This is a genomic window from Paraburkholderia kururiensis, from assembly GCF_034424375.1.
Lineage (GTDB): Bacteria > Pseudomonadota > Gammaproteobacteria > Burkholderiales > Burkholderiaceae > Paraburkholderia > Paraburkholderia kururiensis_A.
This window is the reverse complement of record NZ_CP139965.1, coordinates 2058121-2076230: the sequence shown is the minus strand read 5'-3', so window position 1 is coordinate 2076230 and position 18110 is coordinate 2058121. Positions and strand designations below refer to the sequence as shown.

Below are 18110 nucleotides of genomic sequence, written 5' to 3'. Positions count from 1 at the left end.
TCTTTCTGGATACCTCGTCTTCCGGATTGATGGGGGATTACTGTCGAGAAAACATGTTTCCCAACGGGAAATCAGCACGGTCGGTGCAACACGCAGTCTGCAGAGCGCCCACGAATGAATAGGCGTGCTCGTTCCTGAGACAGGCAATGCACCTTTTTCGAACCTGGCCTGCCATGCGTGCACCGCCGCGCACGGCATCCACCCTTGCGAGACATGTCATGTCGATCAGCCTTCCGGATCATCCGCAGAGTGTTCCGCGCTATGCCGCCTTGCAGCTCGATGCATCGGGAACGGCCCATCTGCTGGTGGCGCAGGCTGAAGCATTGCGCGAGCAGGCCGCATTCGCCGCGCAACTGTCCGACCACGCGCAAGCGCGCGCGCTCGTGCTGGGCGAATCCGTCGGACCCGGCGCACCTGCCGGCGTCACCGCGCAATACGTCCGGCAGCAGCACGAACTCGAAGATGCCGTTCGTCAGACACTGGCCGCCGCCTCGGTCGGCACGCGCCTTTATCTGTGCGGTACCGAAGCCTTCATCTGGCGCGTGCGCCGGATCGCTGCCGCAGCCGGTATGCGCGCAGAAGAGATGCGCGCATCGGTGCATGGGGCACGCCGAAACGTCTATTGCGTGCACTGCGGCGAGACGCACGACTATCCATCGAACGACGAAGTGGTCTGCCTCGGCTGCGGCCTGCGCCTCGCCGTGCGTCAGCATTTTTCGCCGGCACTCGGCGCGTACTTCGGCGCGTGCGCGAATCCCGACCATCCCTACGCGGAAAACCACTCATGAATACGCTCGATGTTCGCGTCTCTTCGGTCCGCTCGCTGACGCCCGTGATCCGCGAGCTCACGCTCGCGCCGGTGCACGCCAGGTTGCCGCCGTTCTCGGCGGGCAGTCACATCCAGCTCAGGATGAACGACGGCACGCGCATCATTCGCAACGCCTACTCGCTGCTCGGCGACCCGATGGACCGCGAGACCTGGCGCATTGCCGTGCGCCGGCAGGAACGCTCGCGCGGCGGCTCCGCATTCGTGCACGAACGTGTTCATGCCGGCATGACGCTGCGCGTGACGGCGCCGGCCAACCTGTTCGCGCTGAATGCGACGTGCCGCACACACATTCTCGTGGCAGGCGGAATCGGCATCACGCCGTTCCTCGCGCACATTGCCGAACTCGAACGCAGCGGCGCCGACTACGAATTGCACTACGCGTGTCGCCCGGGCCTGACCGATGCCTATCTCGCCGATCTGTCGGCGCGGATTGGGGCGCGCCTGCACAGCTACGACGGCAGCCAGCGTGTGTTCGACGCGCGTCGCGTGCTGGCCGGCAGGCCGCTCGGTGCGCACGTCTACGTCTGCGGTCCCGAACGCATGCTGGCCGACGTTCGCCATGCAGCCCGTGTGCTCGGCTGGCCGGACAGCCGGGTGCACTGGGAAGCGTTCGTGGCCGCCGCCCCCGGCGCGCCGTTTACCGCACAGCTCGGGCGCAGCGCACGCAGCATCGACGTCGCGTCGGACCAGAGCCTGCTCGAAGCGCTCGAAAGCGCGGGCGTCCACGTTCCGAACCTGTGCCGCGGCGGCGTGTGCGGCCAGTGCGCGACACGGTACACGGGCGGCGAGGTCGAGCATCGCGACGCGTATCTCACAGTCGCGCAACGCGCGACCCATCTGATGCCCTGCGTCTCGCGTGCGTGCGGCCGAACCCTGACACTCGATCTCTGAGAGCCGAACCATGAGCCTGTCCATCGAATCCGTCGAAACGTATCGCGGCGACTTCACGTTTCGCAACAGCGAACGGGCCATTGCCCGCTTTCCCTTCCCGTTTCCCGAAGACAAGTACATGTACTCGGTCAACATCGAGCCGGCTGTCTCGCGCGACCCCGGTTCGGTCTTCGAGCATTACTTTGACATCGACGAACACTACCGTGCGGAAATGGCCGAACGCGCCATCGTCCTCGAACAGGACCCGCGCCGGTGCATCGTGATGCCGCACATGGAAACGGCCTCATGGGACGCGCTCGACATGATCATGCATCACCTCGCGGCCGACTACCCGGCGTGGTTCGCGCTCGAATGCGACGGGGACCGCTGGCACTGGACGAACCGTCCACTGAACATTCAGCAGACCTTCACGTTCGGCGACGCCGCGACACTGCCCTGCCCGCCGCTCGAATACATCATGCGGCAGACCCAGGGCGACATGGCGCTGCTCGATCAGCGCGACGGCGATCTGTTCATGGATGCCGGCGTGATCACCGGCCCGGCGGACTGGTCGCTCGCGTTCGATGCCGGCATGAGCTTCAAGCAGTGGCATTCGCCGGTTCCGCTCGCGCACCAGGCCGGCATCTTCGAGCGGGCGCTCAAATACCTGCTCGCCATCCAGCCCGGCAGCCCGGTGCGCCGGCTCAACTGGACCCTGACCATTCATCCGCGCCTCGATACCTCGTCGGAAACCTGGCACGTGTGGGGCAGCGAGCGCGGCCACGTCACGCCGGAAAACGTAGGCGACATCGTGCATCTGCGCGTCGAGCTGCAGTTCATGGCGCGCCTGCCGCGCAGCCATGCGCTGATGTTCGGCATCCGCACCTTCCTGTGCAGCATGGCCGACCTCGTGACCCACCCAGCCTGGGCGCGCCGCCTGCACCGCGTCATGCGCGACCTGCCCGATCCGATCGCCGAATACAAGGGCATATCGCGTTATCGCGCGACGTTGGTGGACTGGCTGAGCCAGTTCGACAGGTAAGCCCCGTGCAGGACATTCAACCCATCATCTTCTTGTCGGAGCATTCAGCATGGCAACTTCCTGGCGCATTTCCGCACTCGCCGACCGTCACCGCGCACTCGGCTCGAACCTCGAAGACTGGAACGGCATGGGCACGGCGTGGACCTATTCCAGCGATCTGGCCGATCACCACGAGGCGATCCGTACCCGGGCGGGACTGATGGACGTGTCGGGCCTGAAGAAGGTCCACTATGTCGGCCCGCATGCGCAAAGCCTGCTGGACTGGGCCACCACGCGCGACATCGGCAAGCTCTATCCGGGCAAGTCGGTCTACGCCGCTATCCTGAACGAGGAAGGCAAGTTCATCGACGACTGCATCGTCTATCGCACGGGTCCCAATGCGTTCATGGTCGTGCACGGTTCGGGAACGGGCTATGAGCGCCTCGTACGTTCTGCTTACGGACGGCAGGTTGCCGTGTTGTTCGACGACGATCTGCACGATCTGTCGCTGCAAGGCCCGGCCGCCGTCGACTTCCTGGCTGAGTATGTACCCGGCATTCGCGACCTGCCGTACTTCCACCACGTGCAGACTCGCCTGTTCGGCCGGCCGGTGACGATCTCCCGCACCGGCTACACCGGCGAGCGCGGCTACGAAATCTTCTGCAAGGCCGCCGATGCTCCGCTGATCTGGGACACCATCCTGGAAAAAGGCCGGCCGCTCGGCATCATCCCGTGCGCGTTCACCGCGCTCGACTGGTTGCGCGTCGAAAGCTACCTGCTGTTCTATCCGTACGACAACTCGGAAATGTATCCCTTCGCCGACGAAAAGGCCGGCGACACGCTATGGGAACTGGGCCTCGACTTCACGGTGTCGCCGGGCAAGACCGAATTCTGCGGCGCGACTGAGCACTTCCGCCTTCAGGGGCGCGAGCGCTTCCGCATTTTCGGCATCGAAATCGACTCGCAAAAAGCCAGCGCGGCCGGCGACACGCTCTGGCACGACGGCAAGCAAGTCGGCGTTGTGACCTGCGGGATGTACTCACGCCTGACCGGGCGCTCTCTCGCGATCGCGCGGCTCGACGTCCCGCAGGCTGTGCCCGGTACGCCGCTCCTGCTCAGAGGCAGCATCGAAGCTTCGGCCCGCGCCGCGGCGCTGCCGTTCGACGACCCGGAAAAGAAGAAGCGCACCGCGATCGGTTAGGCGATTGCCCGCGTGCAAAGACGCGCCCGGCCAGGCCGCGCGCGCCGCCCGGTTTTCCTTCACATGGACTCAAGGACTCAGCGTGAGCCAGAACTACATCTTGACGGTCAGTTGCCCGGCCACATCCGGCATCGTGGCAGCAGTCACCTCCTACCTTGCCGCGTCGCACTGCTATATCGGCGAACTCGCCCAGTTCGACGACGAGACCAGCGGTACGTTTTTCATGCGTGCGGTATTTCGCTTCAACGAAGGCGCGAAGGCCGACCTCGATCGCGTGCGCCATGAATTCTCAAGCATTGCGAACGATTTCTCGATGCAATGGAAGCTGACGAACGCCTCGGAACCCATGAAGGTTCTGCTGATGGTCAGCAAGTTCGATCATTGCCTCGCCGATCTGCTCTATCGCTTGCACAAGGGCGAACTGCGCATACGGATCACCGCGGTCGTCTCCAACCATCTGGATCTGCGTCCGATGGTGGAGCGCGAAGGCATCCGTTTCGTCTATCTACCCGTCACGCCGGAAACGAAGGCCCGCCAGGAAGCGGATCTGCTGCACATCGTCGAGGAAACCGGCACGGAGCTGGTGGTGCTCGCACGCTACATGCAGATTCTCTCCAACGATCTCTGTACGAAGCTGGCCGGCCGCGCCATCAACATCCACCACTCGTTCCTGCCGGGCTTCAAGGGGGCGAGGCCGTATCACCAGGCGTTCGACCGCGGCGTCAAGCTAATCGGCGCCACGGCGCACTACGTGACGTCCGATCTCGACGAAGGTCCGATCATCGAGCAGGAAGTGCAGCGCGTGGACCACGTGCTCAAGCCCGACGATCTGGTGGCGATCGGGCGAGACACCGAAACCGTGGCACTGTCGCGTGCCGTGAAATACCACACGGAGCACCGCGTCTTCCTGAACCAGCACCGCACGGTGATTTTCCGATGAGCGTCGCACACATGATCGACGGCAAGGCCGAGGCCGCGCGTCTGCTCGACATGCTGCGCGAAGACGTGTCGCGTCTACGCGCGCAGGGCGTGGCGCCGTGTCTCGCCGTCGTGCTGGTAGGCAACGATCCGGCCAGTGAGGTCTACGTCCGCAACAAGGTGCTGCGCGCCCGCGAGATCGGTATCGAATCGCTCGAATGCCGGTTGCCGGCCGACACCGACGAGCCCGCATTGCTCGGCCTGATCGCGCGGCTCAACGCCGATCCGGCCGTCCACGGCATTCTCGTGCAGATGCCGTTGCCCGCCGGGCTCACGGAAAGTGCCGTGATCGACGCGATCGCGCCCGCCAAGGACGTGGACGGATTCCACCGCGAAAACGTCGGCCGGCTCGTACTCGGTGAACCGGGGCTGGCGCCCTGCACGCCAAGCGGCTGCCTGCATCTGCTGCGCCGGATCGCGCACGACCTGAGCGGCAAGCACGCGGTGGTGGTCGGCCGCTCGAACATCGTCGGCAAACCCGTGGCAACGCTGCTGCTCCAGGCGAACTGCTCGCTCACCGTCGTGCATTCGCGCAGCGTCAACGCGGCGCAACTGTGCCGGCAGGCCGACATCGTCATCGCCGCCGTGGGCAAACCGCAACTGATCGACGCGAACTGGGTCAAGCCCGGCGCAATCGTCATCGACGTGGGCATCAACCGCATCGAAGTGGACGGCAAACCGAAACTCGTGGGCGACGTCGACTACGCCAGCGTATCGCGCGTCGCCAGTGCGATCACGCCTGTGCCGGGCGGCGTCGGGCCGATGACCATTGCTTTTCTGATGAAGAACACGATCGCCGCCGCGGCTGCGCAGCACGGCCTGCGGCAGCAGGCTCCCGCTTCAGCGGCCTGACCGCTGCCCGATTTCTTTCCAGCAAGGTGAACACCATGAAGAAACGCGTTGCAATCATCGGCGCCGGCCCATCCGGTCTCGCGCAACTTCGCGCATTCCAGTCGGCTGCGGCAAAGGGTGCGGAAATTCCGGACCTCGTCTGCTTCGAAAAACAGGCCGACTGGGGCGGCATGTGGAACTACACGTGGCGCACCGGCACAGACGAGCATGGCGAGCCCGTGCACGGCAGCATGTACCGCTACCTGTGGTCGAACGGTCCGAAGGAGTGCCTGGAATTCGCGGACTACACGTTCGAGGAACACTTCGGCAAGCCGATTGCCTCGTACCCGCCGCGCGAAGTCCTGTGGGACTACATCAAGGGCCGTGTCGAGAAGGCGGGGGTGCGCTCCCACATCCGCTTCAACACGGTCGTGCGCAACGTGAGCTTCGACGACGCGACCCGCCAGTTCACCGTCACGGTCCACGACTTCGACCGCGATGTCGCGTACAGCGAGACCTTCGATTACGTGGTCAATGCGTGCGGACACTTTTCAACGCCGAACGCTCCGACGTTCCCCGGCTTCGACTCGTTTAAAGGGCGCATCCTGCACGCGCATGATTTCCGCGATGCAATGGAATTCCGCGGCAAGGACATTCTGCTGATCGGCAGCAGCTATTCCGCTGAGGACATCGGTTCGCAGTGCTACAAATACGGCGCCCGCAGCATCACGAGCTGCTACCGCACCCAGCCGATGGGCTACCAGTGGCCGCCGAGCTGGGAAGAAAAGCCGCTGCTCGAGTACGTGAACGGCAACACGGCCTTTTTCGCGGACGGCTCGACCCGGAAGATCGACGCGATCATTCTTTGCACCGGCTACAAGCATCATTTCCCGTTCCTGCCGGACAGCCTGCGCCTGCGCACCAACAACCGCCTGTGGCCGCTGAACCTGTACAAGGGTGTGTTCTGGGAAGACAACCCGCAGATGATCTATCTCGGAATGCAGGACCTCTGGTACTCGTTCAACATGTTCGACGCCCAGGCCTGGTACGTGCGCGACGTGATTCTCGGCCGGCTTGCCCTGCCCTCGCGCGAAGCGATGCACGCGGAAGATCTCGCGTGGCGCGCTCGCGAAGAAAAGCTCGTCACGAATCAGGAGATGTTCGAGTTCCAGGGCAGCTACATCCAGGAACTGATCGACGCGACGGATTACCCGAGCTTCGACATCGCCGGCGTCAACCGCACGTTTCTCGAATGGAAGCACGACAAGCACGAGAACATCATGGCTTATCGCAACAAGTCGTATCGCTCGCTGATGACCGGCACCCAGTCTCCGCCGCATCACACGCCGTGGATCAAGGCGCTGGACGACTCGATGGAGGCCTACCTCGGCGAGCCGGCACCCATCGCCAAAGCCGGTTGAAACGCGGAGCCTGCTCATGACGATTCGCGCACCTTCCGTCTCCCGACCGCACGAGCCGGCCCTCGCCGGCCGGCACGACGGAGGCGAACGATACCGCGTGGCCGGCGGCGGGCTGAGCGTCGTCGAACTGCAACGTGGCGACACGTTGGAGGTCGTCGACATCGAGGGCCTTCAACCGGCGGAACTGCTCGCCGTGCATGCCGGAGACGGCCGCTGCGCGCTGGCCGCCCTCGGCCTGCAGGCGGATGCGCGCGCGACCTTCATCGCCGATTCGCTCGGGCGGCCGACACAACACAACTACAAGATCGCGGCCATCCTGTCCCGCCGTGAGCTCGATGTCCGGCGGGCGCAGGCCGCCGTGCTGTGGCCGCCCGGCACGGCCGCCGGTCATGCCTGCACCATGACCGCGAGCGAGCCTGTCGTCGTGTTCGTGGCCGCGCCGGGCAGACCCGGCACGCCCGAAGAGATCGGGCAGCAGGCGACGGAGTTGCAGCTCGTCGTGCGCCGTGCCCATCCGCCATCAGCGCACCAACCGCAGGAGAGCGTGCCGCTCGCCGACCCGCTCGACGACTTCCTGATTCACCCCGGCACAGCACGGGCCTATACGGTGCGGGCCGGCGAATACGTCCAGATACTCGACGTGGCAGGACGGCAATGCACGGACTTCGTCGCGTTCGATCTCGCCGCGCTCGAGCACGGCGACATGCTCGACCTCGACCCGACCGTCACCCGGACCCTGAACGGCAGCGCCTGGCCGGCACCGGGCCTGTTCTCCCGGTTCTACGACCGCAACATGCGGCCGATGCTGGAGGTGGTGCGCGACACGGCAGGCCGGCATGACTCGTTCTCACTCGCCTGCACGGCGCGGTATTACGAGTCGCAAGGCTATCCCGGTCATGCCAATTGCAGCGACAACATCAGCGCCGCCCTCGCGCATTTCGGCGTGCCGGCGCGCCCGGGCTGGCCGGCCATCAACTTCTTTTTCAACACGAGCATCGACGCCCGTCAGCAGATCACGATCGACGAACCGTGGTCCCGGCCCGGCGATTACGTGCTGCTGCGCGCGCAACGGGATCTCGTCTGCGTCAGCACGTCGTGCCCCGACGACATCGATCCGGCCAACGGCTGGAATCCGACCGATATCCAGGTTCGCACCTATTCGAGCAAGGAGCGCATTTCCGTGTCCATGGCCATCCGATCCACGCCCGACGCGCCCGCGGTCCTCACGCAGGAATCCGGCTTCCATTCGCGCACCTCCGTGCTGACGCACCACTTCACGCAATACCGCGGCTGGTGGCTGCCGTCGCAATTCGACGGCTACGGCGCGATCGACGAATACTACGGCTGCCGGGAACGTGCGGCGATCATGGATCTGTCGGCGCTACGCAAATTCGACATCATCGGGCCCGATGCAGAGGCGCTGCTTCAGTACTGCCTGACACGCGACGTCCGAAGGCTCGCGGTCGGGCAAGTCGTGTATTCCGCCATGTGCTACCCGCACGGCGGCATACTCGACGACGGCACGTTGCTGCGCTTCGGCCCGGACAACTTCCGCTGGATCTGCGGCGAGGATTACGCCGGCATCTGGCTGCGTGAACAGGCCGAAAAACTCGGCATGAAGGTCTGGGTCAAATCGGCCTCCGCACAAATCCACAACATCGCCGTGCAGGGACCGCATAGCCGCGCGATCCTGCAACAGATCGTCTGGACACCGGGGACTCAGCCCACGCTTGCCAGTCTCGGCTGGTTCCGCTTTCTCGTCGGCCGCATCGGCGGGTACGACGGGCTGCCTGTCTGCATCAGCCGCACCGGCTACACCGGCGAGCTTGGCTACGAAATCTGGTGTCATCCCGATCATGCGGCGGCCGTCTGGGATAGCGTGTGGTCCGCTGGAGAGCCGCACGGACTCGTGCCGCTCGGCTTCGACGCGCTCGACATGCTGCGCGTGGAGGCGGGGCTCGCGTTCTCGGGCCACGAATTCAGCGATGAAATCGATCCTTTTGAAGCCGGCATAGGTTTTTGCGTGCCGCTGAAAACCAAGAGCGACGACTTCATCGGACGCGAAGCTCTGCTGCGCCGTAGCGCGCATCCGCAACGCAAGCTCGTCGGGCTCGAACTGGCGGGGAACGAGCCGGCCGCGCATGGTGATTGCGTGCATACGGGACGGGCGCAGACAGGCGTGGTGACAAGCGCGACCCGCTCGCCGATCACGGGCCGCAACGTCGCGCTCTGCCGGCTGGATGTGGCTTACGCCGAACCGGGCACTGTCGTGCAGATCGGCAAACTCGACGGTCAGCAGAAGCGCATCGATGCCACCGTCGTAGCGCCGATTTTCTACGATCCGGAGAAATCACGCGTGCGGAGCTGATGGTCGGGTAAAGTGCGTCAGGCGATTTTCGTAAGGTATGCGAAATTGGTGGGCACCAGAATTGCCCAAGGTATCAAGTCAGATATCAAACGGGATCGTCTGCAGAGAAAGATGCTCTACCGTCGCTCATGCCGTCGGCGACGCAACGCTGCCGACGGACGGCAGCGGATCAAATCAGGAAGTCAGCGGACCTCTGCAGACCACTGCAGAGGATCCTGAATTACTCCCACTCGATTGTCGCCGGCGGCTTCCCCGAGATGTCGTACACCACGCGGTTGATGCCCCGCACCTCGTTGATGATCCGGTTCGACACGCGGCCCAGCAGTTCGTGCGGCAGGTGCGCCCAGTGCGCCGTCATGAAGTCGAGCGTCTGCACCGCGCGCAGCGCCACCACGTATTCGTAGGTGCGGCCGTCGCCCATCACGCCCACGCTCTTCACCGGCAAGAAGACGGCGAACGCCTGGCTCGTCAGGTCGTACCACGACTTGCCCGTTTCCTTGTCGATGGTGGTGCGCAGCGTTTCGATGAAGATCGCGTCCGCGCGGCGCAGCAGGTCCGCAAAGTCGCGCTTCACTTCGCCGAGAATGCGCACGCCGAGGCCGGGTCCCGGGAACGGATGGCGGTACACCATCTCGTGCGGCAGCCCGAGCTTCACGCCCAGTTCGCGCACTTCGTCCTTGAAGAGTTCACGCAGCGGTTCGAGCAGCTTGAGGTTCAGCGTTTCCGGCAGACCGCCCACGTTGTGGTGGCTCTTGATGGTGTGCGCGGCCTTCTTGCCTTTGCCCGCGGACTCGATCACGTCCGGGTAGATCGTGCCCTGCGCGAGCCACTTCGCGTCCTTGAGCTTGCCGGCCTCGGCCTGGAACACCTCCACGAATTCGGCGCCGATGATCTTGCGCTTCGCCTCGGGGTCCGTCACGCCGGCGAGCTTCGAGAGAAACGCCTCGCTCGCATCCACGTGAATCACCTTCACGCCGAGGTGGTCGGCGAAGGTGGCCATGACCTGTTCGGCTTCGTTGAGTCGCAGCAGACCATGATCGACGAACACGCACGTCAGCTGGTTGCCGATCGCGCGGTGCAGCAGCGCAGCCGCCACGGACGAATCCACGCCGCCCGACAGGCCCAGGATGACATGCTCGTCGCCCACCTGCTCGCGAATCTTCGCGACGGCTTCGTCGATGTAGTGGCCCATCTCCCAGTCCGCCTTCGCGCCCACGATGCCGAGCACGAAGCGTTCGAGCATGGCGCGCCCCTGAACCGTGTGGGTGACCTCGGGGTGCCACTGCAGGCCGTAGAAGTGGCGCGACTCGTCGGCCATCGCGGCGATCGGGCACGACTCCGTGGACGCCATCAGCTTGAAGCCTTCGGGCATTTCCGTGACCTTGTCGCCGTGGCTCATCCACACCTTCAGCATGCCGTGCCCTTCCGGCGTGCTGAAGTCTTCGATGCCGTCGAGGAACTTCGTATGGTTGCGCGCCCGCACCTCGGCATAACCGAACTCGCGCACGTGGCCGCCGTCCACCTTGCCGCCCAGTTGCTCGGCCATCGTCTGCATGCCGTAGCAGATGCCGAGCACGGGCACGCCGAGTTCGAACACGGCCTGCGGGGCGCGCGGCGTATCGGTTTCGGTGACCGAATTCGGGCCGCCCGAAAGAATGATGCCTTTCGGCGCGAAGTCGCGGATGAAGGCGTCGTCGACGTCGTACGGATGGATTTCCGAGTACACGTGGGCTTCGCGCACCCGTCGTGCAATCAGCTGGGTGACTTGCGAACCGAAGTCGAGAATCAGGATCTTGTCGTGCATGGCAGCGGACGGAATCTAAGAAAGAACGGATACAAAAAACCGCGCACGATGCGCGGCGTGGGTTTCAGTGCGTCGTTTTCAGTGCGGGGTGCCGGGCGTGGACGGATTGCGACTGCTTTCGACGGCGGCGTGGTGTCTCGTCTCACGTCAGCCATGGAACGGTGGCCGCGGAGCGCCTGCGGCTTCCCTGCGCGCTTCGTCGCGGGCTGCGCTGGAGCTGGCTGCGGTGCTTGCTGTGCTTCCCGCAGCCGCGGACTCGCTTGTGGCAGCGGGACCTGCGCCGGCACCCGGCGGGTCCTGCATCTCATTGCGCCCCGCAGTAGCCGTGAGGCCCGGTTCGACCGGATGACCGGTGGCCGGGCTCACAGGCGCGTCACTCGCGCTTGCCGAAGGGCTGGGCGCTACGCTCGTGGAGCGATAGGCGGACGTCGGTTCTGTCCTCGCCGGCTCGACGACTGCCGGGTCAACCCTTGCGGGTTCGACGCGATAACGCGCGGCATCGAACGCCGGCTCGCTCACGCTGGCCGCGGTCGCGCTCTGCGACTGCGACGTTGGTTTCGCGGACCGCGCAGCCGTCGCGCTTTCCGCTACCCGCGCCTTGTCGCGCTTGCGCACGGCCGAGGCCAGCCGCACGCTACCCAGCCCGAGCACAAGCAACCCCACAGCCGCGAGCCCCGCCACGAGCTGCCCGAACCCCGTCAAAGGCGGCGTATGCAGCCCGATCAGCCAGACCAGCATCAGCACGCCGCTCAGCCACTCGACGTGCCCCGCCACCCGGGCCACCGCAGACGTCATCGCACCGTCGATGGACGCATGCAACGCGAGCCATGCCAGCCCGACGAGCGCGACGCCGAACGCCTGCCCGACGAAGGCGGGCTGCGGCTGCACGAGTAGCAAGGCGTTGTAGAGCGACGTCCAGGGCGTAAGCAGAAACAGCACCCCGAACGTCAGCAGCAACAGCGCATCGACAATCAGCACAGCACGCAGCAGTGGCTTCATTGGCGTCAGTCCACGTGGTAGTTCGGCGCTTCCTTGGTGATCTGCACGTCATGCACGTGCGACTCGCGCATGCCCGCCGCCGTGATTTCGACGAATGCGGCTTTCTCGTGCATTTCCTCGATAGTGCGGCAACCGCAGTAGCCCATGCTGGCTCGCACGCCGCCGATCAGCTGGAACAGGATCGCGTTGACCGAACCCTTGTAGGCGACGCGGCCTTCGATACCTTCCGGCACCAGCTTGTCGATGTTGGCCGAGTTGTCCTGGAAGTAACGGTCCGCGGCGCCGTCCTTCATCGCGCCGACGGAGCCCATGCCGCGGTACGACTTGTACTGGCGCCCCTGGTACAGGAACACGTCACCGGGCGACTCTTCGGTGCCCGCCAACATGCTGCCCATCATGACGGCGTTCGCGCCGGCCGCGATAGCCTTGGACACGTCGCCGGAATAGCGCACGCCGCCGTCCGCGACCACCGGCACGCCCGTGCCGCGCAGCGCGTCCGCAACGTTCGCGATCGCGCTGATCTGCGGCACGCCCACGCCCGCCACGATGCGCGTCGTGCAGATGGAACCCGGCCCGATGCCGACCTTCACCGCGTCCGCGCCGTATTCGACGAGCGCCTTCGCGGCGTCCGCGGTGGCGATGTTGCCGCCGATCACCTCGACCTGCGGGTAGTTCTTCTTGACCCAGCGCACGCGCTCCAGCACGCCCTTGCTGTGGCCATGAGCCGTGTCGACGACGATGACATCCACGCCGGCCTGCACGAGCAGCTCGACGCGCTCTTCATTGTCCGGACCGACGCCGACCGCGGCGCCGGCGCGCAGCTTGCCGTGTTCGTCCTTGCAGGCCGCAGGGTGTTCGGTTTGTTTGGTGATGTCTTTGACCGTCATGAGGCCGCGCAGCTCGAACGCGTCGTTCACCACGAGCACGCGCTCCAGACGGTGGCTATGCATGAGCGACTTGGCTTCGGAGAGCGGCGCGCCTTCCTTCACGGTGACGAGCCGCTCGCGCGGCGTCATGATCGTGCGCACCGGTTCGTCGAGGCGCGTTTCGAAGCGCAGGTCGCGGTTGGTCACGATGCCGATCAGCTGTGCGCCTTCGACCACGGGGAAGCCCGAAATGCCATGCTGCTGCGACAGCGCCATGACGTCGCGCACTTTCATCTGCGGCGGCACGGTGATGGGGTCGCGCACCACGCCCGACTCGAAACGCTTGACCTTCGCGACTTCGCGCGCCTGCTCGGCAGGCGTGAGGTTCTTGTGGATGATGCCCACGCCGCCCTGCTGCGCCATGGCGATGGCGAGCCGCCCTTCGGTCACGGTGTCCATGGCCGCGGACACGAGCGGGATATTCAGGGAGATGTTGCGGGTCAGGCGGGTCTTCAGGCTGGTGTCGCGCGGCAGAACGTCGGAGAAGGCCGGGACGAGGAGCACGTCATCGAACGTGAGTGCTTTCTGGATCAGACGCATGGCAAATCCTATAGGCGCAAAAGCAGATTATACGCGATACATCCCCGGTTTTCACTGCACGAACAGCAGCTTAGCGACGATTTGCCAAAAATTTTTGGGATGTTCGCCCTCGAAAATTCGCTTTGCCGTTCGCCTGCCGTTCGATCGGTTTTCGTTTGTGCGTTCGGTAGCCGCGGGCCCGTTGCAGGATCGAACAAGACCGGCCGCCGTCCGTCCTGTTAAGCTGCGCGCCTCGTTCGACCGTCTTCGGGATTCCAGATGCAGCGCGGTGTGATGTACGGCGTTCTCGCCGGTGCGTTATGGGGCATGGTCTTTCTCGTGCCCCGCCAATTATCGGATTTTTCGCCTTTCCTGCTGAGCGCGGGCCGCTACGTGATGTACGGGCTCGTTTCGCTCGCCGCGCTGCTGCCGATGATCCGTACCGTGCCGGGCCGCCTCACGCACGAGGACCTCGCCGCGCTGGTGAAGCTCGCCGTCGTCGGCAATCTGCTCTATTACCTGCTGCTCACGGGCGCCGTGCACATGGTGGGCATCGCGCCGTCGTCGCTGATTGTGGGCGTGCTGCCGGTCAGCGTGACGCTGCTTGGCCGCCGCGACCACGGCGCCGTGCCGCTCGCCCGCCTCGTCTGGCCGCTCGCGATGGTGGTGGCGGGCATTGCCTGCATCAACGTCGACGTGTTCTCCACGGCGGGCACGAGCGGCGACGCCGCGGGCAACGACACGCTGACGAAACTCGCGGGCGTCGCCTGCGCCGTGGGCGCGCTGGCCTGCTGGACCTGGTTTGCCGTGGAGAACGCGCGCTGCCTGCGGCGCATCCGGCATTTCAGCGGCAACGAATGGTCGGTGCTGTGGGGTGTGGTGACGGGCGCGCTGGGCCTGCTGATGTGGGGCGTTATCGCACTACTGCCCGCCGGCGCCCTGCAGACGGCGTTGCCCACACCGCGCTGGCATACGTTCTGGCTCTTGAACCTCGGGCTCGCGGTCGGCGCATCGTGGCTCGGCAACGGGTTGTGGAACGCGGCGTCCCGGCGGCTGCCGCTCACGCTCTCCGGTCAGTTGATCGTGTTCGAGACGCTGTTTGCGCTGCTCTATGCGTTCATCTACGACCATCGGCTGCCGCGACCGCTCGAGATTGCCGCCATCGTGCTGCTGGTGGCGGGCGTGAGCTGGTCAGTCCGCCAGCATGGAAACGAGGATGGCGGCGACGGGCAATCGATCGAAGAAAAGGCGCAGGCTGCGGCGCATTGATGGTGTATTGACGGCGCTGTGGCAGCGCGTGGCGCGCGGGCCCGACTAAAGGAGCGCACGCGCGCCGCGACGACGTTGCCCTACCGCTTACCGCGAGTCCTTGGGCAGCCACTTGCGCCCTTCGATCGAGCCTTCGCGACGCGTTTTCTCCACGCGCCGCCGGCGCGCGAGCTTCGGATCGACGATCAGCGGCCGGTAGATCTCCACGCGGTCGTGATCGGCCAACGGCGCATCGAGCGGCTTGAGCTTGCCGAATACGCCGGTCTTTTGTCGCGCGAGATCGATATCGGGATGCCTCGACAGAATGCCGCTCGCGTCGATCGCATCGCGCAGCGTGGCGCCTTCGGCGAGTTCGACGGTAAGCACGGTCTGCGCGTCGGGCAGCGCGTAACAGACGTCGATGGTCAGCCGCTTCGTGTTCATGCCGCGCTCACGCCCGCCCGTACCGCTGGTCCGCGCGCTTCACGAACGACTCCACGAACGTGTTGGCGATGTGATTGAACACGGGCCCGATGATCTTTTCGAGCACGATGCTCGTGAATTCGTAGTGCAGCGCGAACTCGATTTTGCAGGCGTCCGCGCGCAGCGGCGTGAAGCGCCAGTAGCCCGTGAACTTGCGAAACGGTCCGTCCGCGAAATCCATGTCGATGCGCGTGGGCCGTTGCTGCGTATTGTGCGTGGCGAAATGGAGCTTGATGCCTTTGAAATGGATGTCGATGCGCGCCTCCATTCCGTTCTCGTCCTTACGGCGAATTTCCACGCCCCCACACCACGGCAGGAAATTGGGGTAATCGTCAACGTCGGTGACGAGGTCGAACATCTGTTCCGCCGAATGGCGTATCAACACGGTTTTCTGGACATCAGCCATAAATGCACGGCAGGCGGCGAGGATTGGGCAGCAGCGACGGGCCCGCGCCACGATTGCCGGCCCGCTTTGCTAAAATCACGATTTTAAACGAGTTGGGCACTTTCCATATTTCATGAGCATCATCGACAACAGGAAGGCCTTCTTCGATTACTTCATCGAGGAACGCTACGAGGCGGGGCTCGTGCTGGAAGGATGGGAAGTCAAGGCCATACGCGCGGGCCGCTCGCTGATCAAGGAAGGCTACGTCGTGATCCGCGACGGCGAACTGTTTCTGATCGGCGCGCACATCAGTCCGCTGCCCGAGGCGTCCACGCACATCAAGCCCGACCCCGTGCGTACGCGCAAGCTGCTTCTGCACGGCAACGAGATCAGCAAGCTGATCGGCAAGGTGGAGCAGCGCGGCTACACGCTCGTGCCGCTGAACTTCCATTACAAGGGCGGTCGCGTGAAGTGCGAGATTGGCCTTGCGAAGGGCAAGAAGCAGCACGACAAGCGCGAGACGGAGAAAAAGCGCGACTGGGAACGCGAAAAGGCTCGCCTCATGCGCTCGCCGGGCTGAACGTCGTCGAGGCAACCGTCTTCCTCTCCGGCAAGCAGCGCGAACTGCGTGACACCCAAACAGCACGGCCCGCAACACGCGGGCCGTTTTCATTGCTGGGGCACGGGCGCGGTCAGTTGCTGCGCGCCTCGCTGCCCTTCGCCTTCACGATGGTGAGCGCCGACGCGATCATCGACCCCATGTCAGCCAGGTTGCCGGGCACGATGAGCGTGTTGCCCTGCTTCGCCAGATTGCCGAACGCGTTCACGTACTGCTCCGCCACCTTCAGGTTGACCGCCTCCATACCGCCTTGAGACTGAATCGACGCCGCGATCTTCTGGATCGCCTCGGCGTTCGCCTCGGCCACCGCGAGTATCGCTGCGGCCTGCCCCTGCGCCTGATTGATGGCCGCCTGGCGCTCGCCCTCGGACTTCTGGATGGCCGCTTCGCGCGCCCCCGCGGCCAGGTTGATCTGCTCCTGCTTGCGGCCCTCCGATGCGGCGATGAGCGCCCGCTTCTCGCGCTCCGCCGTGATCTGGGCCTGCATGGCGTGCAGGATTTCCTTCGGCGGCGTGAGGTCCTTGATCTCGTAGCGCAACACCTTGACGCCCCAGTTGGACGCGGCTTCATCGAGTGCGGAGACCACGCTGTGATTGATGAAGTCGCGCTCCTCGAACGTCTTGTCGAGTTCGAGCTTGCCGATCACCGAGCGCAGCGTGGTCTGCGACAGCTGCGTGATGGCGAAGACGAAATTGCTCGATCCGTACGACGCCTTCATCGGGTCCGTCACCTGGAAGTACAGCACGCCGTCCACCTGCAACTGCGTGTTGTCGCGCGTGATACAGACCTGACTCGGCACGTCGAGCGGAATTTCCTTGAGCACGTGCCGGTACGCCACGCGGTCGATGAACGGAAGCACGAAGTTGAGCCCCGGCGTCAGCGTGGCGTGATAGCGCCCGAGCCGCTCCAGCACCCACGCATGCTGCTGCGGCACGATCTTGATGGTCTGTGCGATCAGCACCACGACGATCACGAGCACGATCAGCCCGACGACTGGTATTTCCATCATTGTTCTCCTTGTGTTGCACTGCGCTTTTTCTGTTGCGTCCCGTCAGGCCGGCGTCACGTGCTTGCGCGCGGCCACGATGAGGCAGTTGCCGCGCAGCGCGGTGATCTCGTAGAAGCGGGCATCTTCCGACTCCCCCGGCGCCAGCTCCACGTCCCACTGCGCGCCGCGGTACATCGCGCGCGCCCGGCGGTCGCGCCAGGCCGTCACCGTGAGCGGCGACCCGATGTCGATATTGACGTCCGGATTGTGCGCCGCGTCTTTACGACGCAGCCGCCCAAAGCGCGAGCGGCGCAGCGCCGCCACGGCGACGAGCGCCACCACCGCTGCCACGGCGAGCTGCACTTCGAGCGGAGCACCGCCCCACTGAGCAAGCCCCGCGGCAATGAAGCCGAGCGCGATCATCAACAGATAGAACGTGCCGCTCATCAACTCCAGCACGATCATCGCCCCCGCGCCGACCCACCAGAACAGTCCGTGAATGGCCACGACGATCTCCCCAAACAAAAACACCCCGGATTGACCGGGGTGTTATAGCACGTGTTGCAGCACGAATCGGCGCTTTCTTCACCGCAGCGTTCGACAAGCGACAGCGCTTACCG

General features: G+C 64.8%; 17 protein-coding genes. 10 read left to right on the top strand and 7 right to left on the bottom strand.

Annotated elements, in window-relative coordinates:
• The first annotated feature begins 218 nt into the window (after positions 1-218).
• The 8 genes from U0042_RS09355 (at position 219) to U0042_RS09320 (ending at position 9519) form a co-directional block, all read left to right on the top strand.
• A complete protein-coding gene (locus U0042_RS09355; RefSeq protein ID WP_114815072.1) occupies positions 219-788 on the top strand; it encodes a dimethylamine monooxygenase subunit DmmA family protein in 570 nt (189 codons plus the stop codon).
• Entirely contained in the window at positions 785-1720 is a 936-nt protein-coding gene (locus tag U0042_RS09350) for a PDR/VanB family oxidoreductase (RefSeq protein ID WP_114815071.1), read from the top strand. The genes U0042_RS09355 and U0042_RS09350 overlap by 4 nt, the downstream gene beginning before the upstream one ends.
• Positions 1721-1730: 10 nt before the next feature.
• On the top strand, positions 1731-2741 hold the full coding sequence (locus tag U0042_RS09345; protein WP_114815070.1) for a heme-dependent oxidative N-demethylase family protein: 1011 nt from the start codon (positions 1731-1733) through the stop codon (positions 2739-2741).
• Positions 2742-2790: 49 nt separating this feature from the next.
• Positions 2791-3921 (top strand): aminomethyltransferase family protein, encoded by a 1131-nt coding sequence (locus U0042_RS09340; protein WP_114815069.1) that lies wholly within the window; start codon positions 2791-2793, stop codon positions 3919-3921.
• An 82-nt stretch (positions 3922-4003) separates the two neighbouring features.
• Positions 4004-4861 (top strand): formyltetrahydrofolate deformylase, encoded by an 858-nt coding sequence (gene purU / locus U0042_RS09335; protein WP_114815068.1) that lies wholly within the window; start codon positions 4004-4006, stop codon positions 4859-4861.
• Positions 4858-5751, top strand: a complete 894-nt coding sequence (folD, locus tag U0042_RS09330; protein WP_114815067.1) for a bifunctional methylenetetrahydrofolate dehydrogenase/methenyltetrahydrofolate cyclohydrolase FolD — start codon at positions 4858-4860, stop codon at positions 5749-5751. The genes purU and folD overlap by 4 nt, the downstream gene beginning before the upstream one ends.
• A gap of 35 nt (positions 5752-5786) precedes the next feature.
• Positions 5787-7151 carry an NAD(P)-binding domain-containing protein gene (locus tag U0042_RS09325; RefSeq protein ID WP_114815066.1) on the top strand — a complete coding sequence of 455 codons (1365 nt, stop codon included), beginning with the start codon at positions 5787-5789 and terminating at the stop codon, positions 7149-7151.
• 16 nt (positions 7152-7167) lie between these two features.
• Positions 7168-9519, top strand: a complete 2352-nt coding sequence (locus U0042_RS09320) for a DUF1989 domain-containing protein (RefSeq protein WP_232833613.1) — start codon at positions 7168-7170, stop codon at positions 9517-9519.
• A 220-nt stretch (positions 9520-9739) separates the two neighbouring features.
• Here the strand turns inward: U0042_RS09320 and guaA are convergent, their stop codons facing one another.
• The 3 genes from guaA to guaB all read right to left on the bottom strand — a co-directional run bounded on the left by guaA (position 9740) and on the right by guaB (position 13788).
• The gene (gene guaA, locus U0042_RS09315; RefSeq protein ID WP_114815065.1) at positions 9740-11323 is read right to left on the bottom strand and encodes a glutamine-hydrolyzing GMP synthase; all 1584 of its coding nucleotides are present in this window, start codon (positions 11321-11323) and stop codon (positions 9740-9742) included.
• A gap of 147 nt (positions 11324-11470) precedes the next feature.
• Positions 11471-12322: a hypothetical protein gene (locus tag U0042_RS09310; protein ID WP_114815064.1), complete on the bottom strand. Its 852-nt coding sequence runs from the start codon at positions 12320-12322 to the stop codon at positions 11471-11473.
• Positions 12323-12327: 5 nt separating this feature from the next.
• The gene (gene guaB / locus U0042_RS09305; RefSeq protein ID WP_114815063.1) at positions 12328-13788 is read right to left on the bottom strand and encodes an IMP dehydrogenase; all 1461 of its coding nucleotides are present in this window, start codon (positions 13786-13788) and stop codon (positions 12328-12330) included.
• A 258-nt stretch (positions 13789-14046) separates the two neighbouring features.
• Between guaB and U0042_RS09300 the strand changes: the two genes are divergently transcribed.
• Entirely contained in the window at positions 14047-15036 is a 990-nt protein-coding gene (locus tag U0042_RS09300) for a DMT family transporter (RefSeq protein WP_114815062.1), read from the top strand.
• An 87-nt stretch (positions 15037-15123) separates the two neighbouring features.
• On the opposite strand, the gene U0042_RS09295 is transcribed toward U0042_RS09300, so the two are convergent.
• Positions 15124-15459 carry an RnfH family protein gene (locus tag U0042_RS09295; protein ID WP_114815061.1) on the bottom strand — a complete coding sequence of 112 codons (336 nt, stop codon included), beginning with the start codon at positions 15457-15459 and terminating at the stop codon, positions 15124-15126.
• A 7-nt stretch (positions 15460-15466) separates the two neighbouring features.
• Complete coding sequence (locus tag U0042_RS09290; RefSeq protein WP_114815060.1) at positions 15467-15904, bottom strand: type II toxin-antitoxin system RatA family toxin; 438 nt, start codon at positions 15902-15904, stop codon at positions 15467-15469.
• Between the two features lie 112 nt (positions 15905-16016).
• Here U0042_RS09290 and smpB point away from each other — a divergent pair, with 112 nt between their 5' ends.
• Positions 16017-16463: an SsrA-binding protein SmpB gene (gene smpB, locus U0042_RS09285; protein ID WP_114815059.1), complete on the top strand. Its 447-nt coding sequence runs from the start codon at positions 16017-16019 to the stop codon at positions 16461-16463.
• 112 nt (positions 16464-16575) lie between these two features.
• On the opposite strand, the gene U0042_RS09280 is transcribed toward smpB, so the two are convergent.
• Entirely contained in the window at positions 16576-17508 is a 933-nt protein-coding gene (locus U0042_RS09280) for an SPFH domain-containing protein (RefSeq protein WP_114815058.1), read from the bottom strand.
• Between the two features lie 45 nt (positions 17509-17553).
• Positions 17554-17997, bottom strand: coding sequence for an NfeD family protein (locus tag U0042_RS09275; RefSeq protein WP_114815080.1), 444 nt, complete (start codon positions 17995-17997; stop codon positions 17554-17556).
• Positions 17998-18110: the final 113 nt, after the last annotated feature.